General features: G+C 51.9%; 11 protein-coding genes. 10 read left to right on the top strand and 1 reads right to left on the bottom strand.

From position 1 onward, the window contains the following. Positions 1 to 276: 276 nt before the first annotated feature. Entirely contained in the window at positions 277 to 2163 is a 1887-nt protein-coding gene (locus tag BR86_RS0113155) for a threonine--tRNA ligase (protein ID WP_031474629.1), read from the top strand. Between the two features lie 420 nt (positions 2164 to 2583). On the opposite strand, the gene BR86_RS0113145 is transcribed toward BR86_RS0113155, so the two are convergent. Further along, positions 2584 to 4041, bottom strand: a complete 1458-nt coding sequence (locus BR86_RS0113145) for a nicotinate phosphoribosyltransferase (RefSeq protein ID WP_031474625.1) — start codon at positions 4039 to 4041, stop codon at positions 2584 to 2586. A gap of 556 nt (positions 4042 to 4597) precedes the next feature. Here BR86_RS0113145 and ileS point away from each other — a divergent pair. From ileS to BR86_RS0113100, 9 genes are all read left to right on the top strand, one after another. Then, entirely contained in the window at positions 4598 to 7798 is a 3201-nt protein-coding gene (gene ileS / locus BR86_RS0113140) for an isoleucine--tRNA ligase (protein WP_031474623.1), read from the top strand. A gap of 135 nt (positions 7799 to 7933) precedes the next feature. Further along, positions 7934 to 10387 carry a glycogen/starch/alpha-glucan phosphorylase gene (locus BR86_RS0113135; RefSeq protein ID WP_031474621.1) on the top strand — a complete coding sequence of 818 codons (2454 nt, stop codon included), beginning with the start codon at positions 7934 to 7936 and terminating at the stop codon, positions 10385 to 10387. 13 nt (positions 10388 to 10400) lie between these two features. Further along, a complete protein-coding gene (locus BR86_RS0113130) occupies positions 10401 to 10691 on the top strand; it encodes a hypothetical protein (RefSeq protein ID WP_031474619.1) in 291 nt (96 codons plus the stop codon). Positions 10692 to 10910: 219 nt separating this feature from the next. Beyond that, positions 10911 to 13073, top strand: coding sequence for a helix-turn-helix domain-containing protein (locus BR86_RS0113125; RefSeq protein WP_031474617.1), 2163 nt, complete (start codon positions 10911 to 10913; stop codon positions 13071 to 13073). A gap of 91 nt (positions 13074 to 13164) precedes the next feature. Then, on the top strand, positions 13165 to 14187 hold the full coding sequence (locus tag BR86_RS0113120) for a TRAP transporter substrate-binding protein (RefSeq protein WP_031474615.1): 1023 nt from the start codon (positions 13165 to 13167) through the stop codon (positions 14185 to 14187). 135 nt (positions 14188 to 14322) lie between these two features. Next, positions 14323 to 16065, top strand: coding sequence for a hypothetical protein (locus tag BR86_RS0113115; RefSeq protein WP_051684819.1), 1743 nt, complete (start codon positions 14323 to 14325; stop codon positions 16063 to 16065). A 29-nt stretch (positions 16066 to 16094) separates the two neighbouring features. Continuing rightward, the gene (locus BR86_RS0113110) at positions 16095 to 17831 is read left to right on the top strand and encodes an alpha/beta hydrolase (RefSeq protein ID WP_031474611.1); all 1737 of its coding nucleotides are present in this window, start codon (positions 16095 to 16097) and stop codon (positions 17829 to 17831) included. Positions 17832 to 17956: 125 nt separating this feature from the next. Next, complete coding sequence (locus BR86_RS0113105) at positions 17957 to 18391, top strand: hypothetical protein (protein WP_031474609.1); 435 nt, start codon at positions 17957 to 17959, stop codon at positions 18389 to 18391. A gap of 66 nt (positions 18392 to 18457) precedes the next feature. Next, positions 18458 to 20419, top strand: coding sequence for a fructose-bisphosphatase class III (locus BR86_RS0113100; protein ID WP_031474607.1), 1962 nt, complete (start codon positions 18458 to 18460; stop codon positions 20417 to 20419). Positions 20420 to 20840: the final 421 nt, after the last annotated feature.

The following is a 20840-nucleotide window of genomic DNA, read 5'->3' as shown; positions in this document are numbered from 1 at the left end:
AAAACGCTCCGCGAGGATGCGCACGCCGCTGTAAGGAAGCTGTCACCTAACGGTGACCAGCGGCGGCGCGCAAAGTCCGCGGGGCTCCCCTCAGGACTGAGGGGATGGGGGAGCCGAAGTCCGCTTGCGGACTTTGTTCTTGTAGAAAATGTCACCTTGCGGTGACCAGCGGCGGCGCGCAAAGTCCGCGTGCCCCCCCCACAGGAATACAAAGATGGATGAATCGAAGTCCGCCTGCGGACATTGATTTTATAATTTAAAAAAAGGAGAAAAGCCATGATTAAAGAAGAGTTTATGGACCGCTATCGTCACTCCCTGAGCCACATTCTGGCAAAGGCAATGATCGAGATTTTCGGCAAGGAAGTTCAGTATGCCATCGGACCGCAGATTGACGATGGTTTCTACTATGATTTTGTTCTTCCGAGAACCGTTTCCACGGATGATTTCGCGCAGATCGAGCAGAAGATGCACGAGATCATCAAGAGAAAAGAGGACTGGGTAAGAAAAGAGGTTTCCAGAGCCGAGGCACTGGAGATCTTCAAGGACCAGAAGTTCAAGACTGAGTTGATCCAGGACCTTCCGGAAGACGAGATGATCACCGTCTACAATACCGGTGACGACTACATTGACCTGTGCAGAGGCCCGCACGTTGACAATTCCGCGGATCTCTCCAGCGCCGCATTCAAGGTAAAATCCGTATCCTCCGCATACTGGAGAGGCGACGAGAAGAGAGGCATCGTTCTTCAGCGTGTCTATGTATACGCATTCCCGACCAAAGAGGAACTCAAGGCTCACCTCGATATGATCAGGGAAGCACTTGAGCGCGACCACAAGAAGATCGGTGCAGCTCTCGATCTCTTCATGTTCGACGAGACTGCTCCGGGTATGCCGTACTGGCTGCCGCGCGGCTGGAAAATGTATCAGGCGCTGCTGAAATACTCCCGTGAGATTCAGGAGAGACACGGTTACACCGAGATCTCCGCTCCGCTCATCAACAACAAGAAACTCTGGCTCATTTCCGGCCACTGGGCTCACTACATCAACAACATGTTCATGGTACCGGGCGTTTCCGGTTATCTGAGAGCCGACGCGGATATGGCGGAGATCGCGGAGAGCGCAACCGATGAGAATGCTCCGACCAAGACGGTCAAGATGAGAGCAGGTTCCGCCATCTACAACCGTGACGAGATCGACACCATGGCGGCAAAGCCGATGAACTGTCCGAATGCGATGATGACCTTCAAGAGAACCACCCATTCCTACAAAGAGCTTCCGATCCGTTACAGCGAGTATGATGTGCTTCACCGCAAGGAGAAGTCCGGTCAGATGAACGGCCTTTTCCGTGTACAGGAGTTCCGTCAGGATGATGATCACACCTTTGTAATGGATTCCCAGATCAAGGATGAGATCGCGGACATCATTTCCATCGCGGATGAGATCTACTCCACCTTTGGTGTAACCTACCGCGCCGAGCTTTCCACCCGTCCGGATGATTTCATGGGCGATATCGAAGTTTGGAACAAGGCAGAGGCTGACCTGAAGTCCATTCTCGACGAGAAGTATGGCGAGGGCGGCTATGAGATCAATGAAGGCGACGGTGCGTTCTACGGCCCGAAGATCGACCTTCAGATCAAGGATGCACTCGGAAGAGAGTGGCAGTGCGGTACCGTTCAGCTCGACTTCCAGCTTCCGCACAACTTCGGTCTGACTTACATCAACGAGAAGGGTGAGCAGGAGATGCCGGTTGTTCTTCACCGCGCAATCTACGGCTCTCTGGAGCGTTTCCTCGGCATCATCATCGAGAACTTCAAGGGTCTGTTCCCGTTCTGGCTGAACCCGTATCAGGTTGCCGTTGTTCCGATCCGTGAGGAGCACAACGAGTACGCGAAAAAGGTTGTGAAGGCTCTGGAAGATGCCGGCATCCGTGTTGAGGCGGATTATTCCGACAACAACATGAAGACCAAGATCAAGGGCTTCAAGAATTACAAGGATCCGTACATTCTTGTTCTCGGCGACAAGGAGGCGGAAGAGAATACCGTTTCCATCAACATCCGCGGAAACAACAAGCAGGTTCATGATGTTCCGCTGACGACCTTTGTGGAAGTCTGCAAGAGACTGAACAGAGAGCATACTCTGGAACTTGCTCAGGAATTTGAGGCGTAAACATTGCGACGTTTCGCTCCGATATGATGCGAGGAGCGGGAAAAGAAATATGCGCGTCGAAGCTGGTCACCGCAAGGTGATTCGCGTCGACACGCATTCCTGGGGAGTGTCTTTTGTTTCATTCGGAAACGCGGATCACTTCCTAGAAAAAAGAGCGCAAAGAAAAAGAGCGCAAAGAAAAAGAAAGCTAAAAAAAGAGAACTTCCGGCCGTGGCCGGAAGTTCTTTTGGTTCATAGGAAATTTCTCTGAAATTCCCTATGAACCAAAACGCTCCGCGAGAATGCGCACGCCGCTGTAAGGAAGCTGTCACCTAACGGTGACCAGCGGCGGCGCGCAAAGTCCGCGGGGCTCCCCTCAGGATTGAGGGGATGGGGGAGCCGAGGTCCGCTTGCGGACTTTGTTCTTGGATTCTTCTCGTTTTACTCTTTGTGGAACTCGGCGAGCAGATCGCGCTTGCACTCCCACAGTTTTTTGGAGAGGTCAACGTGAACTTCCTGCGGATTGACCAGTCGGCGGGACTCATCCCAGAGAGTTTCCTGTTCACGCTTGCAGTATTCACGGATCTCCATGACTTTCGGACTCTCATAGACACACTCGCCGTTCCGGAATACCGGAACCAGCATTTCACGTGTGGTGTAGGTGCCCGGTGCAAGTCTGGTCTTTTTCCAGGTCTCCTGCGGATCGAAGAGCGTCAGCGGTTCGGTATCCGGGAAGGTCTCATCGGCAAAGCAGATGAGGTCCGCCACGATCTTTCCGGTGAATTTGTCATAGATTCGCTGAACGGTCTTGTTGCCCGGGTTGGTCACCTTCTCGGTGTTCTCGGACAGCTTGATCTTCGGCATCCACTCGCCGGTCTCGTCATCGCGGACGCCGGCCAGTTTGTATACGCCGCCGAAGGACGGGCAGTCCTTGGAGGTGATCAGGTTGGTTCCGACACCCCAGGAGGTGATCGCCGCACCCTGCATCTTCAGCGAGTTGATCAGATACTCATCGAGGTCGTTGGAAGCGGAGATGATCGCATCCGGAAAACCTGCCGCATCCAGCATTTTTCTTGCTTTCTTGGAGAGGTAGGCAAGGTCGCCGGAGTCGAGACGGATGCCGTAGCCCTTTAACGGAATGCCCTGCTCGCGCATCTCGCGGAATACCTGAATTGCGTTTGGAACGCCGGATTCGAGGGTGTCGTAAGTGTCGACCAGCAGAATACAGGCATTGGGATACATTTTCGCATAGTTGCGGAACGCGGTCAGTTCATCAGGGAAACTCATGATCCAGCTGTGGGCATGGGTTCCCTTGACCGGAACGTCAAAGAGCTGTCCGGTCAGAACATTCGATGTTCCGACACAGCCGCCGATCATGGCCGCTCTTGCGCCGTATGTGCCGGCGTCCGGTCCCTGGGCTCTGCGGAGTCCGAATTCCATGATGCCGTCCCCCTGGGCAGCATGGACGATGCGGGCGGTTTTGGTCGCGATCAGAGACTGGTGGTTGATAATATTTAAGATGGCAGTCTCCATCAGCTGCGCCTGCATGATCGGGGCAATGACCTTTACCAGCGGTTCACGCGGAAATACAACGGATCCTTCCGGGATCGCGTAGATGTCGCCGGTAAAGCGGAAATCGCGAAGACTGTCGACAAATGCATCATTGAAAATGTGTGTGCTCCGGAGGTACTCGATGTCCTCCTCATTGAATGTCAGGCCTTTGACATACTCAATGACCTGATCCAGTCCCGCAGCAATGGCAAATCCGTTGCCGTGCGGATTGACGCGATAAAAGGCGTCAAACACAACGGTGCGGTTTGCGTCTTTGATCTCGTGGTAACCCTGCATCATCGTCAGCTCATAGAGATCGGTGAGCAGAGTAAAGTGCCGTTTATCCATAACAGCTGTTCTCCTTCTACTTATCACTTCCTTGAAGTTTTAGCATTTTCTCACAGAAAGTGCTTGTGTCAGTATAACAAAATGCGGCAAAAAACACAATTGCCTGTTAAATAAATATCAAACAAGAAGTTCCAATTGTCTTGACAATTCAGAGAGCGGTTTATAAAATAAGAGAGAAAGACTGTGAAGGAGACAGTAGCACCGGCGGAACGCAAGAGAGAGACGGGGATGGTGGAAACCTGCCGCAAGTAAGCCGGACAGCGAAGATCACTCCGGAGTTGCCTGCTGAAATCACGCATGTTTCATTTTTCAGATGATTCGGAAAGATTCCGAAACTGTGTGACGCGTAAGCCTGGACGGTTACCCCCGTTAAACGGTGCGCATATGTTTGTATGCAGTAATAGGTGGTATAGCAAGAACTCTTGTCCTGTTACGGATGAGAGTTTTTTTTATATTATGGATGTGAGAGTGAGAAAAACCATTCCATTCGGTTCCATAACATAAAAGATCCTTTCCATCGATGACTGGGTACATGATCAATTTTTAGGAGGACACTATGTACAGCAAAGTCTCTGCGAACAGAAATTTCGTCGAGGAAGAGAAAAAGGTTCTCGAGTACTGGCAGGAGAATCATGTTTTCGAGAAGAGCATTGAAGAGCGGGAAGGAAATCCGACTTACATGTTCTACGACGGACCGCCGACCGCAAACGGCAAACCGCATATCGGTCACGTTCTGACCCGTGTAATCAAGGATATGATTCCGAGATACCGCACCATGAAGGGATATATGGTTCCGAGAAAGGCCGGCTGGGATACACACGGACTTCCGGTTGAGCTGGAAGTTGAGAAAGAGATCGGCATTGAGGGAAAAGACGAGATCGAGAAGTACGGAATTGAACCGTTCATCAAGAAGTGCAAGGATTCGGTATGGAAGTACAAGGGCATGTGGGAGCAGTTCTCCGGAACCGTTGGTTTCTGGGCGGATATGGATAACCCGTATGTAACCTACTATGATGACTTCATCGAGTCCGAGTGGTGGGCGCTTAAGACGATCTGGGACAAGGGCCTTCTCTACAAGGGATTCAAGGTTGTTCCGTACTGCCCGAGCTGCGGAACCCCGCTTTCCTCCCATGAGGTGGCACAGGGATATAAGACATTAAAAGAAAAATCCGCCATCGTCCGCTTTAAGGTGTCCGGCGAAGATGCTTACTTCCTTGCGTGGACGACCACACCGTGGACTCTTCCGTCCAACATCGCGCTCTGCGTAAACCCGGAGGAGACCTACGCGAAGGTTAAGGCAGCCGACGGATTTACCTATTATATGGCAAAGGCGCTTCTGGACAAGGTTCTCGGTTCTCTGGCAAAGGAAGAGGGCGAGAAGGCGTATGAGATCCTCGAAGAGATGAAGGGTATCGAGCTGGAGCGCAAGGAATACGAGCCGCTCTATCAGTGCGCCGCGGATTCCGTGGAGAAACAGCACAAGAAGGCATTCTTTGTATACTGCGACGATTATGTAACCATGACCGACGGTACCGGTATCGTTCATATCGCACCGGCATTCGGTGAAGACGATGCCCGTGTCGGAAGAAAATACGATGCTCCGTTCGTTCAGATGGTGGACGATCACGGTTGCATGAGACCGGAGGCAGGAAAGTTTGCCGGCATGCGCTGCAAACCGACCAAGGCAGAGATGGAAAAGGGCGCAGTCAGCGCCGATCCGGCGGTTCTCAAGGATCTCGCGGAGAGAGGAATTCTCTTCGACGCTCCGAAGTTCGAGCATGACTATCCGCACTGCTGGAGATGTGATACTCCGCTGATCTATTATGCACGCGAATCCTGGTTCATCAAGATGACGGCTGTCAAGGATGACCTGGTTGCAAACAACAAGAAGATCAACTGGATCCCGAAAACCATGGGAGAGGGAAGATTCGGAAACTGGCTCGAGAACATTCAGGACTGGGGTATCTCGAGAAACCGTTACTGGGGTACTCCGCTCAACATCTGGGAATGCCCGGACTGCGGACATCAGCTGTCGGTCGGCTCCAGAAAGGAACTTGCCGAGCTGACCGGAATCGCCGATGCGGAGAAGACCGAACTTCACCGTCCGTATGTCGATCAGTATGAGATCAAGTGCCCGGAGTGCGGCAAGATGATGCACCGTGTTCCGGAAGTAATCGACTGCTGGTTTGACTCCGGCGCGATGCCGTACGCACAGCTCCACTACCCATTTGAGAACAAAGAGCTCTTCGAGAAGCAGTTCCCGGCCGAGTTCATTTCCGAAGCGGTGGACCAGACCAGAGGCTGGTTCTACTCCCTGCATGCGGAGTCGACCCTCCTCTTCAACAAGCCGGCTTACAAGAACGTTCTGGTACTCGGACACGTTCTCGACAAGGACGGTAACAAGATGTCCAAATCCAAGGGAAATGCAGTCGACCCGATGGAGGCGCTCGGCAAATTCGGCGCTGACGCGATCCGCTGGTACTTCTATACCAACTCCTCTCCGTGGCTGCCGAACCGTTTCCACGACAAGGCGGTTACCGAGGGTCAGAGAAAGTTCCTCGGAACGCTGTGGAATACCTATGCATTCTTCGTTCTGTATGCAAATATTGACGGCTTCAGCGCGCAGGATTACAAGCTGGAATACGACAAACTTCCGGTCATGGACCGCTGGCTCCTCTCCAAGCTGAACTCCATGGTCGGCGCTGTGGACAAGAATCTGGAACAGTACAGGATTCCGGAGGCAGGAAAGGCACTGGAGGACTTTGTCGATGACATGTCCAACTGGTATGTCAGAAGATGCCGCTCAAGATTTTGGGGCAAGGGCATGGAGCAGGACAAGATCAATGCTTACATGACGCTGTATACCGCGCTTGTGACCACCGCAAAAGCGGCGGCTCCGATGGTTCCGTTCATGGCAGATGACATTTACCTGAACCTCGTGAAGAATCAGGATCCGACCGCTCCGATCAGCGTACACCTGTGCGATTTCCCGGAAGTGGACGAGAAGATGATCGACACGGAGCTTGAAGCACAGATGGATGAGGCTCTGAAGATCGTTGTGCTCGGCCGTGCGGGCAGAAATGAGTCCAACATGAAGAACCGTCAGCCGCTTGCCGAGATGTATGTCAAGGCGGAGCGTGAGCTTCCGGAGTATTTCTGCGAGATCATCCGTGAGGAGCTGAATGTCAAGAAGATTGAGTTCCGCGATGATGTGCGCGAGTACACGAATTATACCTTCAAGCCGCAGCTGAAGACGGTTGGCCCGAAGTACGGAAAACTCCTCGGAAAGATCAAAAAGAGCCTTGAGGAGCTCGACGGAAGTGCGGCGATGGATCAGCTGAACAGCGAAGGAAAGCTGACCTTTGACTATGACGGTGAGACGGTGGAGCTGACCAAGGAGGATCTCCTGATCGCAACCGCGCAGGTAGAAGGTTTTGTGACCGAGGCCGACAGCAAAGTTGTGGTCATCCTCTCCACAAAACTGACACCGGAGCTGATCGAGGAAGGATTTATGCGTGAGCTTGTCAGCAAGATCCAGACCATGCGCAAGGAAGCGGGATTTGAGGTGACAGACCACATCTGCGTATATCAGGATGACAATGAGACCATCGCAAAGATCTTCCAGAAGTATTCTGACGAGATCAAACATGATGTTATGGCAGACCTTATCATTCTCGGCGAGATGAAGGGTGTTGCAAAAGAGTGGGATATCAACGGCGAGAAGACCATGCTCGGCGTTGCGAAAGTAAACGGATAATTCGTATCAGGGGGGCGTTTTCATACGCCTCCTTTGGTGCATCGGACCATGAGAACCGGATTTGCCCGGGAGTAGTTTCTATGTGCCGGGTAGGGAAGGGGATCTGCCTTATCAGGAAGGAGACGACGTAGGGTTATGCGTAAAATCAGCAAAGAAGCATTTCGTGCCAACATTGAGGAAGCTCTGAAAGTAAAATTCCGCCGCAGGATCGATGAGGCGACGCCGCAAATGATCTATCACGCGGTGGCGTATGCCGTAAACGCGCTGATCGCGGACGACTGGATGGAAACGCAGGAGGAACTCCGAAAAGAAAACGCCAAGCGCGTGTATTATCTCTCCATGGAATTCCTGATGGGCCGTGCGCTCGGAAACAACATTCTGAATCTCGGCGCGCAGAAAGAGATTCGCGAGGTGCTGGATGAGATCGGCTTTGATCTGAACGCCATCGAGGACAAAGAGCCGGATCCGGCGCTCGGAAACGGCGGTCTCGGCCGCCTTGCCGCGTGTTTCCTCGATTCTCTGGCGACACTCGGCTATCCGGCATACGGATGCGGAATCCGTTACCGCTACGGCATGTTCCGCCAGAAGATCGTAGACGGTTATCAGGTCGAGGCTCCGGATGACTGGCTGAAAGACGGATATCCGTTTGAACTTCGCCGGCCGGAATATGCGGTGGAGGTTCGTTTCGGCGGTTATGTCAACACCGAGTGGGTCGGCGGCAAGAGCATTTTCGTACACGAGGGTTATCAGGCGGTGCGCGCGGTTCCGTATGACATGCCGATCGTCGGATACGGAAACCACGTGGTGGATACGCTCCGGATCTGGGATGCGGAGCCGCTTGCCAAGTTCAACCTCGAGGCGTTTGACCGGGGCGATTACGTCGGTGCGGTGGAACAGCAGGATCTCGCCAAGAACCTGGTGGAGGTTCTCTATCCGAACGACAACCATTATGCCGGCAAGGAACTTCGGCTGAAACAGCAGTATTTCTTCGTGTCGGCTTCTCTCCAGACGGCTGTGAAGAAGTTTAAGGAGCACAACGACGACATTCACAGACTTCCGGACAAGGCGGTCTTTCAGATGAACGATACCCATCCGACGGTTGCGGTGGCGGAGCTGATGCGAATCCTTCTTGATGATGAGGGACTCGGTTGGGACGAGGCGTGGGAGATTACCTCGCACTGCTGCGCATATACAAATCACACGATCATGAACGAAGCATTGGAAAAATGGCCGCTGGAGCTGTTTGCGCGCCTTCTTCCGCGTGTATACCAGATCGTGGAGGAGATCAACCGCCGCTTCCTTCTGCAGGTGATGCAGAAATTCCCGGGGGATATGGATAAAGTCCGGAAGATGGCAATCATCAATGACGGACAGGTCAAGATGGCGCATCTGGCCATCGTGGCAGGCTTTTCGGTGAACGGTGTGGCGAGACTCCATACCGAGATTCTGAAGAATCAGGAACTCCACGATTTCTATGAGATGTTCCCGGAGAAGTTCAACAACAAGACCAATGGCATCACCCAGAGAAGATTCCTTCTTCACGCAAACCCGCTTCTTGCTGACTGGTGCACAAAGAAAGTGGGAGACGGGTGGATCACCGATCTCTCCACACTGAAAGGACTGATTCCGTACGCCGACGATCCGGCGGCGCGGGAGGAGTTCCTGAAGATCAAGTATGAGAACAAGGTTCGCCTTGCGGAGTATATCCGGAAACACAACGGCATCGAGGTGGATCCGAATTCGATCTTTGATGTTCAGGTGAAACGTCTCCATGAATACAAGAGACAGCTTCTGAACATCCTGAATGTCATTTATCTGTACAATCAGCTGAAGGACAACCCGGAGATGGAATTTGTTCCGAGAACCTTTATCTTCGGAGCGAAGGCGGCTGCGGGATACGCGATCGCAAAGGATACGATCAAACTGATCAATTCGGTTGCCGATATCGTGAACAACGACCCGGCGATCGCAGGACGGATCAAAGTTGTCTTCATTGAGGACTACCGTGTGAGCAACGCGGAGCTTCTCTTCGCGGCGGCGGATATCTCGGAGCAGATTTCCACGGCGAGCAAAGAAGCGTCTGGAACCGGCAATATGAAATTCATGCTGAACGGTGCGCTGACACTCGGAACAATGGACGGAGCAAATGTAGAGATTGTTGAAGAAGTGGGAAGAGAGAACGCATTTATCTTCGGTCTTTCCGCACAGGAAGTCATCGATCTCGAACACAGCGGCAGTTACGATCCGAAGATGATCTTCAACGACAACGCGGATATTCGCCGTATTCTGATGCAGCTGATCAACGGAACATTCTCACCGAGAAATCCGGAACAGTTCCGCAGAATCTACAATTCGCTTCTGAGTTCCAACGGAGGCAATCCGGCAGACCGTTTCTTCATCCTGAAGGATTTCCGCTCGTACGATCAGGCGAGACGGTTTGCTGCTGAGAGGTATAAAGACAAAGACTGGTGGGCAAGAGCGGCGATTCTCAATATCGCTCATTCCGGAAAGTTCTCTTCGGACCGCACCATCGAGGAATATGTAAAGGATATCTGGCATCTGAAGAAGCTGGAGATTCCGTGCGACTAAGGAGGAAGTAACATTGGCCGGCTGCAGTATTATTCTGGTGCTGTGTGTTGTTATGCCGATCCTGTTTGCGGTGTTTGCCATCGCATTCGGCACGATGGCTGCGTCCCTCGTGATGACGATCGGCTGTGCAGCCGCTCTTTACTTTTTGAAAAAGAAAGGGTATTTTGAGAAGTATCGAAATGATGAGGACGAGCTGAAGCGATTCTTTGCCATGGCGGTGAAGATCGTCCTCATCCTGCTTCTCGTTATCAATGCGGTGGTGTTTGCCGCGATGAGCATTGCCATGATCGCGCTGTTTGCGTGAGATGGTCTGCAATGAAAAAAAACAGTGAGAGAGCCCCGTGTGCCGGTAACGGTACGCGGGGCTTTTGCTGTGAAAGAACAAATTCTGAGATAAGCTTTGCCATGGAGGAAACTCCCAATTTTGACTTGAAAATATTGTAAATATTCGTTATTGTTAAAATATTGCGAATAATTATGCACAGTGTGCCGGATCAGACGGCGATCAATCAGGTAGAGAACGATGCGTGGATTCATTAAAAAAATCAGGACCAGTCCGGTATTCCGCCGGATCCTTCTTTTGCTGTCCGCGATGACAGTCATCATGTTTGGAATCAACTTTTTCTTTTTAAAGTCTCTTCTTGCAAAAGAATACAATGAGAGGACCGAAGATGCACTGAATGATATTCTGGTCACTGCGGACGAATTCATCGCCCAGAATCTTCTGTCGGAGGGGCAGGCGATGCAGCAGACCATGTGGAACGATACCATGACCGAGGCCATTCTGCTTGCGGATGAAATGAGTCCGTATAAAAAACAGGAGATCGCGAAAATTCTCTCGAACTATGAAAGAGAACACACGATCGCAGCAAGAACCTGGCTCTTTACCTATCCCAATGATATGTGCTACGGATCTGACGGAACCGTCTGCGCCATCGGAGAGTCACCGGCGGCGCAGTTTTTTCCGGAATACAGTGATTCTGCTATGGGAAAAACCTTGAGGGGAAAAGGAATCGCCACCACAGTCTGCACAAACAACGGGCGCGCAGCGTTATGGCAGGATTTTCCAACGCCCGAGAGAAACGGGGCACTGGTGGTGGAGCTGAACGAGGAGGCCTTGCTGGAACCGGTTCGCGCGGCGATCGAAGAGAGTGAGGATTTTCTGGAGGTATGGGACGGCAGCGGGCACATACTGAGTGTTCTGGGAGCAATTGACGGAACACTTCCCGAGAGACAGACCCTGACCGGACAGACCGGGTGGATCTACAGTATACGGCAGAGCAGCGACACATCCGGGATTTCCGCAGAATATGTGATCCGGATGATCGGTTTTTGGATCATCCTTTTTGCGGTGATCGGCATGACGGTGGTGCCGGTCATATCCGGCTGGATCTACCGGCCGATCGGAACACTCAGCAGGGCGGTGCTGAAAGAACCGGATAAGGGAAATGAGCTGGATCTTGTCCGGACCGTCTATGAGGATACGGTGAAAGAAAAACGGAATCTGGCGGACAAGGTTTCGGAGATGGCGCCGTTTGTCCGGGAAAGACTTTACGGAGGACTGCTTCGGGGCCGTGAGTATGATGCGGAATATCTGAGAGAGCGGCTGGCATTTCTGGAGAGTCCGTTCCGTATGGAATATGTTTTCCGGGTCATCATGGCGGCACCGGAAAATCGGGATGAACCAACCGCAGAGGAGAAAATGAGCTCTCTTTACCGATACTTTGGAAGCGGAAGAAGCGACGACGGCACAATCTGCAGGGAGGGATTTTTAACCGATGATTATATTCTGGTGATCATCATGGGCTGTCCGAAGACCGTATCGGTTTCGGCTGTCAAAAAGGAGGAAAACCGTCTCACGGAATCGCTTTTGGAGGCTTACGCGGGAGAGAAGACAAAGGCAAAACTTATTGTGAGCCACGGGGGAAGTTACGTCGGCATCGAGAATTTGAATTATTCTTACGCGGATGCCCGGGAAGAATTAAACTACAGAATCTATAACAAGACCGATTCCGGCTGTGCGGACCGCTGCGATGATTCAATCCGGCTGCGCAGCGTGAGAGTGGCGAAGGCAGCGGCGGAAGGCGATGTGGAAAGTGCAAAAACCATGCTGGGGGGATATATTTCCGACGTGTCGGACCCAGATGAGGGAATGATGTTTGTCGATACGCTGATGGGTGAACTTCTGGCCAATGGAGTAAAGTCCGACGATATGGAGAAACTGAATGTCTGCTACCACCGGATGGAACGTCAGGACACGGAGACGGGGGCGGAGCAGATCCGGAGAATTCTCGAAGAAGCGGGGATGTTTGCTATTCAGATTCTCTCGGACGGAAGGCAGAAAAATCAGAACAAGTATGTGATCCGGGCAAAGGAATATCTGCAGGAACACTACAGCGACCGGACACTTTCCCAGGACGCGGTTGCTCAGAATCTTGGCATTAACAGCGCATATCTGAGCCGGCTTTTCAAGGAATACAACGACACAAGCTTTGTGAATTATCTGAACGGCTGCCGTGTCAGTGAGAGTATGAAAATGCTGTCGGAATCCAGCGTGTCGGTCGAGGAGATCGGATTCCGGTGCGGTTTTAATTCGGTTCAGAACTATACAAGGGTCTTCAAAAAGATAACCGGCATGACTCCGGGGGCTTACCGGAAACAAATGACGGAGGCGGACCCGGCGTGAGGGTTTAAGCCGGAGAGGAAATCTGTTTTTTACCGGCAGCTGCGATATCGGAGAGGAATCATCCGGCGTCTGCCGGAGCCAGGAGGAGAATATGAGAAACAGATTATTTGCATGGCTTATTTGCCTTGTTTTAACCGCGACAGGCGGCTGTGGCAAAAGTGACCGTTTCGACACGGCTCAGACATCGGCTCCGGAAAAGCAGGAAACCGGAGCAAAAGAACCGGTTTTCCGCTTTGGCATCGGTTTCTCCGGTGATGGATACGCCGTCTTTTTGAAAGACTGGAAAGAGAAAGTGTTTCAGGAAACCGGAGGGGATGTCGAACTGGAACTTTTTGGCGGTAATATTCTGGGGTCCGGTTCTGCGATGTGCCGTGCAGTGCAAAAGGGAACGCTCTCGGTTGTCGCAACCAGCACATCGGCCACGACGGATATTGTTCCGGAGGCGGCGATTATGGATATTCCCGGCTGCTTTCCGGCGTACAGTGTTCCGCACAGGATCTATTCGGGAGAGTTCTTTGAAAAACTGAATGAATGCTATGAGGCACAGGGACTTGAACTGCTGGGACTGCGGACGGGAGAACCGTGGATCATCTCTTCCGGCAGGAAGACGGAGCGTCTGTCGGAACTTCGCGGGATGACGGTCCGTACTTCAGGAAGCCGGTGGCACAACCGTCTCTATGATGCGCTGGGGATGAAACGGGTTGAGGATATCAGCCTTGGCGGACTGACGTATCTGCTGGATGACGGGAAAGTGGATGGGATTGAGACGACCTATGAGATTCTGCGCACACAGGGACTGGTTGAGAAGCAGCCCTACGGACTTAATGTTCCGTTTTTTCATATGAGCAGTTCGATTACGATGAACCTTGAGGCGTATGAATCGCTTCCCGATGAATACCGGAAGGTGTTAAAAAACACACTTCTGGAACTGATGACGAAAGAGGAGGAAAGAATGGCCGAAACCGTTCCGGATGGCATGGAATTTGTCTCGTTTGGCCGGGAAGACATGGAAACGCTGAAAGAGGCGGCGGAGCCGATCCGAAAGGAGATTCTGGACCTTGTGGATGATGAACTGAAAGAAGCATTTCTGAAGGAAAATGCGGGCAGAGAATAATTTTTGGAATCCTGAACATTTTTTTACATATTGCGAAAAAACGCTAATTTCGGGCAAAATCTTTGTCTGTGAAAAGAATAAAATTGCCGTTAAGATGTCCTCGTTGAGATTAACCATCAAAGGAGGACATTTTTTATGTTTAACGAAAAAGGGAAAGACGGGAAGCGAAAAGTTTTTCTGACAGCAACGACGGCAGCGATGGTACTCGGACTTGCAGCCTGCGGATCCGGCAGCGGAGTCCGGAACACAGAGGAGGCAAAGTCAACGGAGAGTGTTCAGGAAACCGCAGCAGCGAATGCGGCACCGGACATGGATCATGTCAGGAGCATTCAGGCATACACCGACGGTACGTTGTACGGAACCGGTCTTGTGGAAGTGGAAATCACATATGACGATGGCGTTGATCTCTCAAAGATTACGCCGGACAGTTATGTGCTGGAGGACAGAGGATCGCTCAATCCGGAATATGGACAGATTTTGATTGACAATGTGGCGGTAAACGGTCAGGTTGTCACACTGAAGGTATCCGGTGCGAGTCAGGCGACGGCAGCGAATAAACTCGTTTATTCAGGTGACGCAAAAGAAGGAAACCGCGAACGCAATGCGTTCGGAATCTACTGCACGGGAGACTGGTACCGCGATGAAAACGGTGCGATTCACTACGGTAAGGAAAACTCCGGAGAGTATCTGGCAAATGAAACCAAAATGGGGTATCAGGCAAGACATTCGCTGGAACTGAAACTTCGCCATGCGGGAGAGCCGGCGGAAGAGGCGGAGTGCCTGGCAGATGAAAAGGGTGAGTACAATTCCGGATCAAAGTGGCTCAGGACCGTTGACCGCCAGTTTGGAGAAAAAGGATTTAAAGATCTCTATGATCTGAAGATTCCTTCTACGGGTGCGGATGCGTCCGACGGAACCGGAGATCCGTATGTTCAGGGATACTATTATGTTCCGGAGAACTATAAACCGGAAAACGGCATCATTTTTACCCTTCAGGGTCAGGGGATTTCGTATTGGAAGCTGGCCGACGGATGTGACGACAAAGGAACCGGCATCAAGTATGATACCGCAACGACATCCTGGGCGGATACTGGCGCGATTGTGGTGAATATTCATGACCGATCCACAGCCAGTCACGGCGGTTATGAGGAGAAATACGATTTTGTGACGGATGACGTCAACGTAATGAAGTACTTTATAGATACCTATAAGATTACCGGAAATATTGCCATTCAGGGGAATTCGCGCGGTACCATGGCGAGCGATGCGGTGATCAAGGCACTGGCCGGCGCAAAGTATAATCCGGCACAGCAGGGCGCAGGATGGGAAGGTGAGCTGACTTACGAACTGGATAAGTCGGTATATGACTTTGACATTGACTGCTATATCTGTCAGAACGGCACATTCGGCGGCAATATCGGCAACACGGGACTTCCCCAGTTTAACGATGACGCATGGGAGAAGGTTGCGGCTACCGGACTGAAAGTATGGGCATTTGACGGCGAGCAGGACACCAACAACATAGAGACTGTTGCCCGATATAAGGAAGAGCTGAAAAAAGCGGGCCGATCCGACGCCTGGATTGAAGAAAATGTCCGTCTCACCGGCTATACCTCCGACATTTTCTATGCATGGGGCGAGACCGATCACTCCGTAACCAGAATGAACGGCTGGTATTTTGATGATCAGGCATACTACGGGCCGGATCTTACCATCGATGAGAACGGAGAAATTCAGTACAACACGAAGCTGAAAGACGGCGACACGTATGTACTCCCGGCAAGAGGCAAGGCCGCCGGAACCGACAAGGAAGGCTACGAGTATCGGGTTTATGATGACCTGTTCCATGACTGGGCGCTGCTTCCGGCTGAGCAGTAAAAGAAAAGATGCACGGAGGACAGGAAATCATGTTTAAGATAAGCAAAAGAGGATTGGCGGCCATCATCGCCGCAGTCCTGATTACAGTCGGATTCTGTATGGCAAAGTACGCGGAATCCGGTGCGGGCGCGGTGGACGTCAGACGAACGGAATTTCTGACATCGGACGGCCACAGAATGAGCGCGAAACTGTATATCCCGAAGAATGCCACGGCGGAGACCCCGGCACCGGCTATTCTTGCAGCGCCGGGTGGTAACGCGAATCTGGAAAACCTGAGTGATCCATGCATTGAGCTGTCGAGAAGAGGCTTTGTGGTTATGGCTTTTGATCCATATACCATCGGCCGTTCCGATTCGGTGAGCGCTCCCGACAACGGAGCCAGAGAAGCGATGAAGTATATGAGGTCGCTTGCGTTTGTCGACAATGAAAATATCGGTGCATTCGGCCATTCCGCCGGCACCGGGAGAGCCAGATGGGCGGTTACCGACGACGGAGAGCAGAAACACGTCGCAGAAGGAATAAAGGCAGTGTTCTATCTGGCAGCGGGACAATTTGACCTGGAGGGCGTCAATCACGGAATATATATCGGCAGTTGGGATAATACGTATCCGGCGGGAGGCGCGCATCTTTCAGCAAGAGAGCTGGATACGGCGGAGAGTTTTACGACGACACTCGGTGTAGATCGAATCGAGTTTGGAAAATGGTACGGCTCTGTTGCAGACGGCAGTGCGAGAGTGTTCTATACCGGTAATTCCGGACATCCCAGCGCTCTTGTTTTGCCTCAGCCGATCCTGATCATGACGGACTTCTTCTCCCAGGCCCTTCATGCGCCGCTTCTGGAGGCAAAAGGACTGATCTATCCGTGGAAGGAATTCGGAACCGCGCTGGGAATCATCGGTATTCTGATGATGATGTTTCCGGTGCTGTCCATTCTCTTTGATATGCCGTTTTTCGAGAGCGTGAAAAGACCGATGCCGGAACCGGTATCCGGAGTGAACGCACCGTTCCTGTTTTACTGTATCATGCCGGCGGTCATTAACACTCTTCTGTGCAAGTGGGCAATATACAACGGGCAGAATTTTCTTGGAGGATTCAACAGAGTTCTTCGTATCAACAACACCAACGGATTTGTATTCTGGTTTGCCTGCAGCGCAATGCTGACGGTAGTAATTCTCGCGATCCGATTTCGATGGGACGGAACCATTGACAGAGAAAGGATCCTGACGCATGCAAAAACCACATGGCCCAATTTCTTCAAGTCGCTGCTTCTGGGAGTGATGGCGGTCGGAGTGGTGTTTGGACTTACCTACTTTGCCGATGTTCTGTCCGGACTTGCTCCGAGAATCTGGAAGGTACAGCTGAACACGCTGGATGCGAGACGGATCGGTGTATTCCTGACATATTTTCCGCTGTATCTGCTGTTTTTCGGTGTGTTTAATTTCAGCCAGACCATCGGCCTTAAGATAAAGGGACAGTCGGAAGGCCGGTTTACCTTCCTCGTATGGCTGACCAGCACCATTCCATCGGCGGCATTTCTGATCTATGCATACGGGAAACTGTGGATTACAGGTTACACCGCCATCACCAATGTTCAGATGTCCCGGGCCAACGGAACTCTGCTGAACACGATTTTAACCTATTTTATCACCTGTAAAGTCACGACCTATTGCTACAAAAAGACCGGCGGATATCATACCGGAGCCGTGATCAATGCCATTCTCATGACCTGGACGGCAGTGGCGGCTGACATCATTCTTGCGGTATGACCGCATTGCCGGTCGGCATTTGTATTGCTTTGCATACTTGCAATTGAAGCCCCTTTAATTTACAATGAAAACATAATTTTCACTTTAGTTATCAGATTCTTTTCTGATGGACCGGAGGGCATGAGATGTACAGACAGGCGCCAGTGCGAAAACCGAACAGGAGATATATCCCGGTGGCAGTGGCGGCCTGTTTTTTTGCGCTTTCTGCGGCTCTTTACGGTTCATGGATCTTTTCTCCGAAGCAGCAGGCGGAGAGGGCGGTCCGGGAGTATTACACCTATTCTGCGGAAAAGCCCGTTCCGGATTTTCTCCGTGGGGAGGAAGGCGCTCAGCGTGCGTTTGTCCGCTCAGTGGAACTGGAGGAGGATCCGTCTTCTGACGGCACGGAGACGGGCCAAGAGTCATCCTACCGGTATCGGGCCGAATATACGGTGGCGCTGGAAAAGGGAAATCACACGGTGACGCCGCTGATTGAGAAAACCGCATCCGGACGGGTTGTGACGGGAGAGAATCGGAAACAGTGGACGGTGGCGGAAATGCTGCCGGCTGAAATATCGTGAAATATGGAATGATCTGTTTCGTGAAATGCGGAACGGCATGTTTCCGGAATGAAAAGGGGGAAAACCATGAAATCTCTGGAAGAGAGATATCTGTACCGTCTTGCGGAATTGTATCCGACGATTGCGTCCGTCTCGACGGAAATCATCAATCTGAATTCGATACTGAACCTTCCGAAGGGAACCGAGAACTTCCTGACGGATGTTCACGGAGAATATGAGGCGTTCAATCATGTGCTGAAGAACGGCTCCGGATCGGTTCGGCGCAAGATCGACGACGTGTTCGGCAACACACTCAGCAAGAACGATAAACAGTCGCTCGCGACGCTGATCTATTATCCGGCGGAGAAAATGCGCCTGATTCTTCAGAATGAACCGAATCCGGATGACTGGTTCAAGATCACACTTTACCGTCTGATTGCGATCGCAAGACGGTCCACCAGCAAATATACCCGAAGCAAGGTGCGAAAGGCTCTCCCGAAGGAATTTGCGTACATCATGGAGGAACTTCTGTCCGAGCAGAGCGGTGTTATGGACAAAGAAGATTACTATGACGCGATCATTTCCACCATCATCAAAGTGAAGAGAGCGAGAGAGTTCATCATCGCGCTGAGCGAGCTGATCCAGCGCCTGGTCATCGATCATCTTCATCTTGTGGGAGATATCTATGACCGAGGCCCGGGCCCGCATATTATCATGGACAAACTGATGAACTATCACTCCGTCGACATTCAGTGGGGAAACCACGATGTGCTCTGGATGGGGGCGGCGGCCGGTCAGGTCGGATGCATCTGCAACGTCATTCGAATCTGCGCGCGTTACGGCAACATGGACATCCTTGAGGACGGCTACGGCATCAATATGCTGCCGCTGGCGACGTACGCGAATACTTATTATTCGGATGATCCGTGCAAGTGTTTTGCCCTGAAGGCGGACAATACGAATAATCCGCAGGAACATGATCTCAATCAGCGGATTCACAAGGCGGTTTCCATTCTGCAGTGGAAGGCGGAGGGACAGATCATCAAACGCCATCCGGAATTCCATATGGATGACCGGAACCTTCTTCACCGCGTGAATTTTGAGGACGGAACCATCGAGTATGAGGGGAAGAAGCTGAAAATGCTGGACTGCCGTTTTCCGACCGTGGATCCGAAGGATCCGTACGCATTTACCGATGAGGAGAAGGACATCATCGATCGTCTGGTGCATGCGTTCCGCGGCTGCGATAAACTTCAGCAGCACATGAAGTTCCTTCTGGCAAAGGGTTCCCTCTACAAGGTTTACAACGGCAATCTCCTGTATCACGGATGCGTTCCGCTGAATCCGGACGGTTCCTTTATGGTGGTGGAGATTGCCGGACAGCGGTATAAGGGAAAAGCACTCTATGATGTGCTGGAAAATTATATCCGCAAGGGTTTTGTCGCCGGCACGAAGGAAGAGCGGGAGCTTGGCCGGGATCTGATGTGGTGGATCTGGCTGAATCCGGGATCTCCGCTGTTCGGAAAGACAAAGATGGCTACCTTTGAGCGGTATTATCTCGCGGAGAAGGACACGCACGAGGAGAAGAAGAACCCGTATTATAAGCTCTACGAGAAGGAAGAAGTGGTGGATATGATCCTGCGCGAATTCGGACTGGATCCGGCGGGAGCGCATATCATCAACGGCCACGTGCCGGTCAAGACGATGAAGGGAGAGAGCCCGATCAAGTGCGGCGGAAAGCTTCTTGTCATCGACGGCGGATTCTCCAAGGCTTATCAGAAGGAGACCGGAATTGCCGGATATACGTTGATCTACAACTCCTACGGGCTGATCCTTGCAGCGCATGATCCGTTCGAATCTACGGAGGCGGCGATCGCCAATGAGAGCGATATCCATTCGGACCGCCGGATCGTGGCACGGGTGGATCACCGCCAGCGCGTGAGCGATACCGATATCGGACGGGATCTGAAGGACAAGATAAAAGATCTGGAAGAACTGCTTGCGGCATACCGGAGCGGCGCAATTCCGGAGCGGTATACAACAAAATAACAAAATGAGGGGCGCCCTTCGATTTTGCGCCCCGCCGGTCACTGTTAAGTGACATCAAAAAAACAGGCACATCGCAAAAATCTGCGATGTGCCTGTCGTTGTGCGCCTAGCGGCGCACGTTTCTAACGGGTTCAAGTCCCGAATCCACCCGGTAGTGGGAAGGATATAGCCGAAGGCAAGGGTGTCCGCCGCGAGGTGGAATCTGAAGGAAGCTGGATGTGGGGAACATACTAACCCACGGGCAAATCTCTGGTCTGACGTACAGAAATCTCATACGAGGTTATGCATGAGGGTAAGGCTGCAACACAAGTCGAAGCCCAATAACTACACGGAATCATGCATGATAAATGAGGCAGATGGATGGAGAGGAAGAAACGTGTGGTACCTAGGGAGGTCTGTGTGAAACGCTCTGAAAGGAGTA

It is taken from the genome of [Clostridium] aminophilum DSM 10710 (assembly GCF_000711825.1).
In the GTDB taxonomy this organism is placed as follows: Bacteria; Bacillota; Clostridia; order Lachnospirales; family Lachnospiraceae; genus Clostridium_R; species Clostridium_R aminophilum.
The sequence above is the reverse complement of the archived record's forward strand: the minus strand, read 5'-3'. Positions and strand labels throughout refer to the sequence as shown.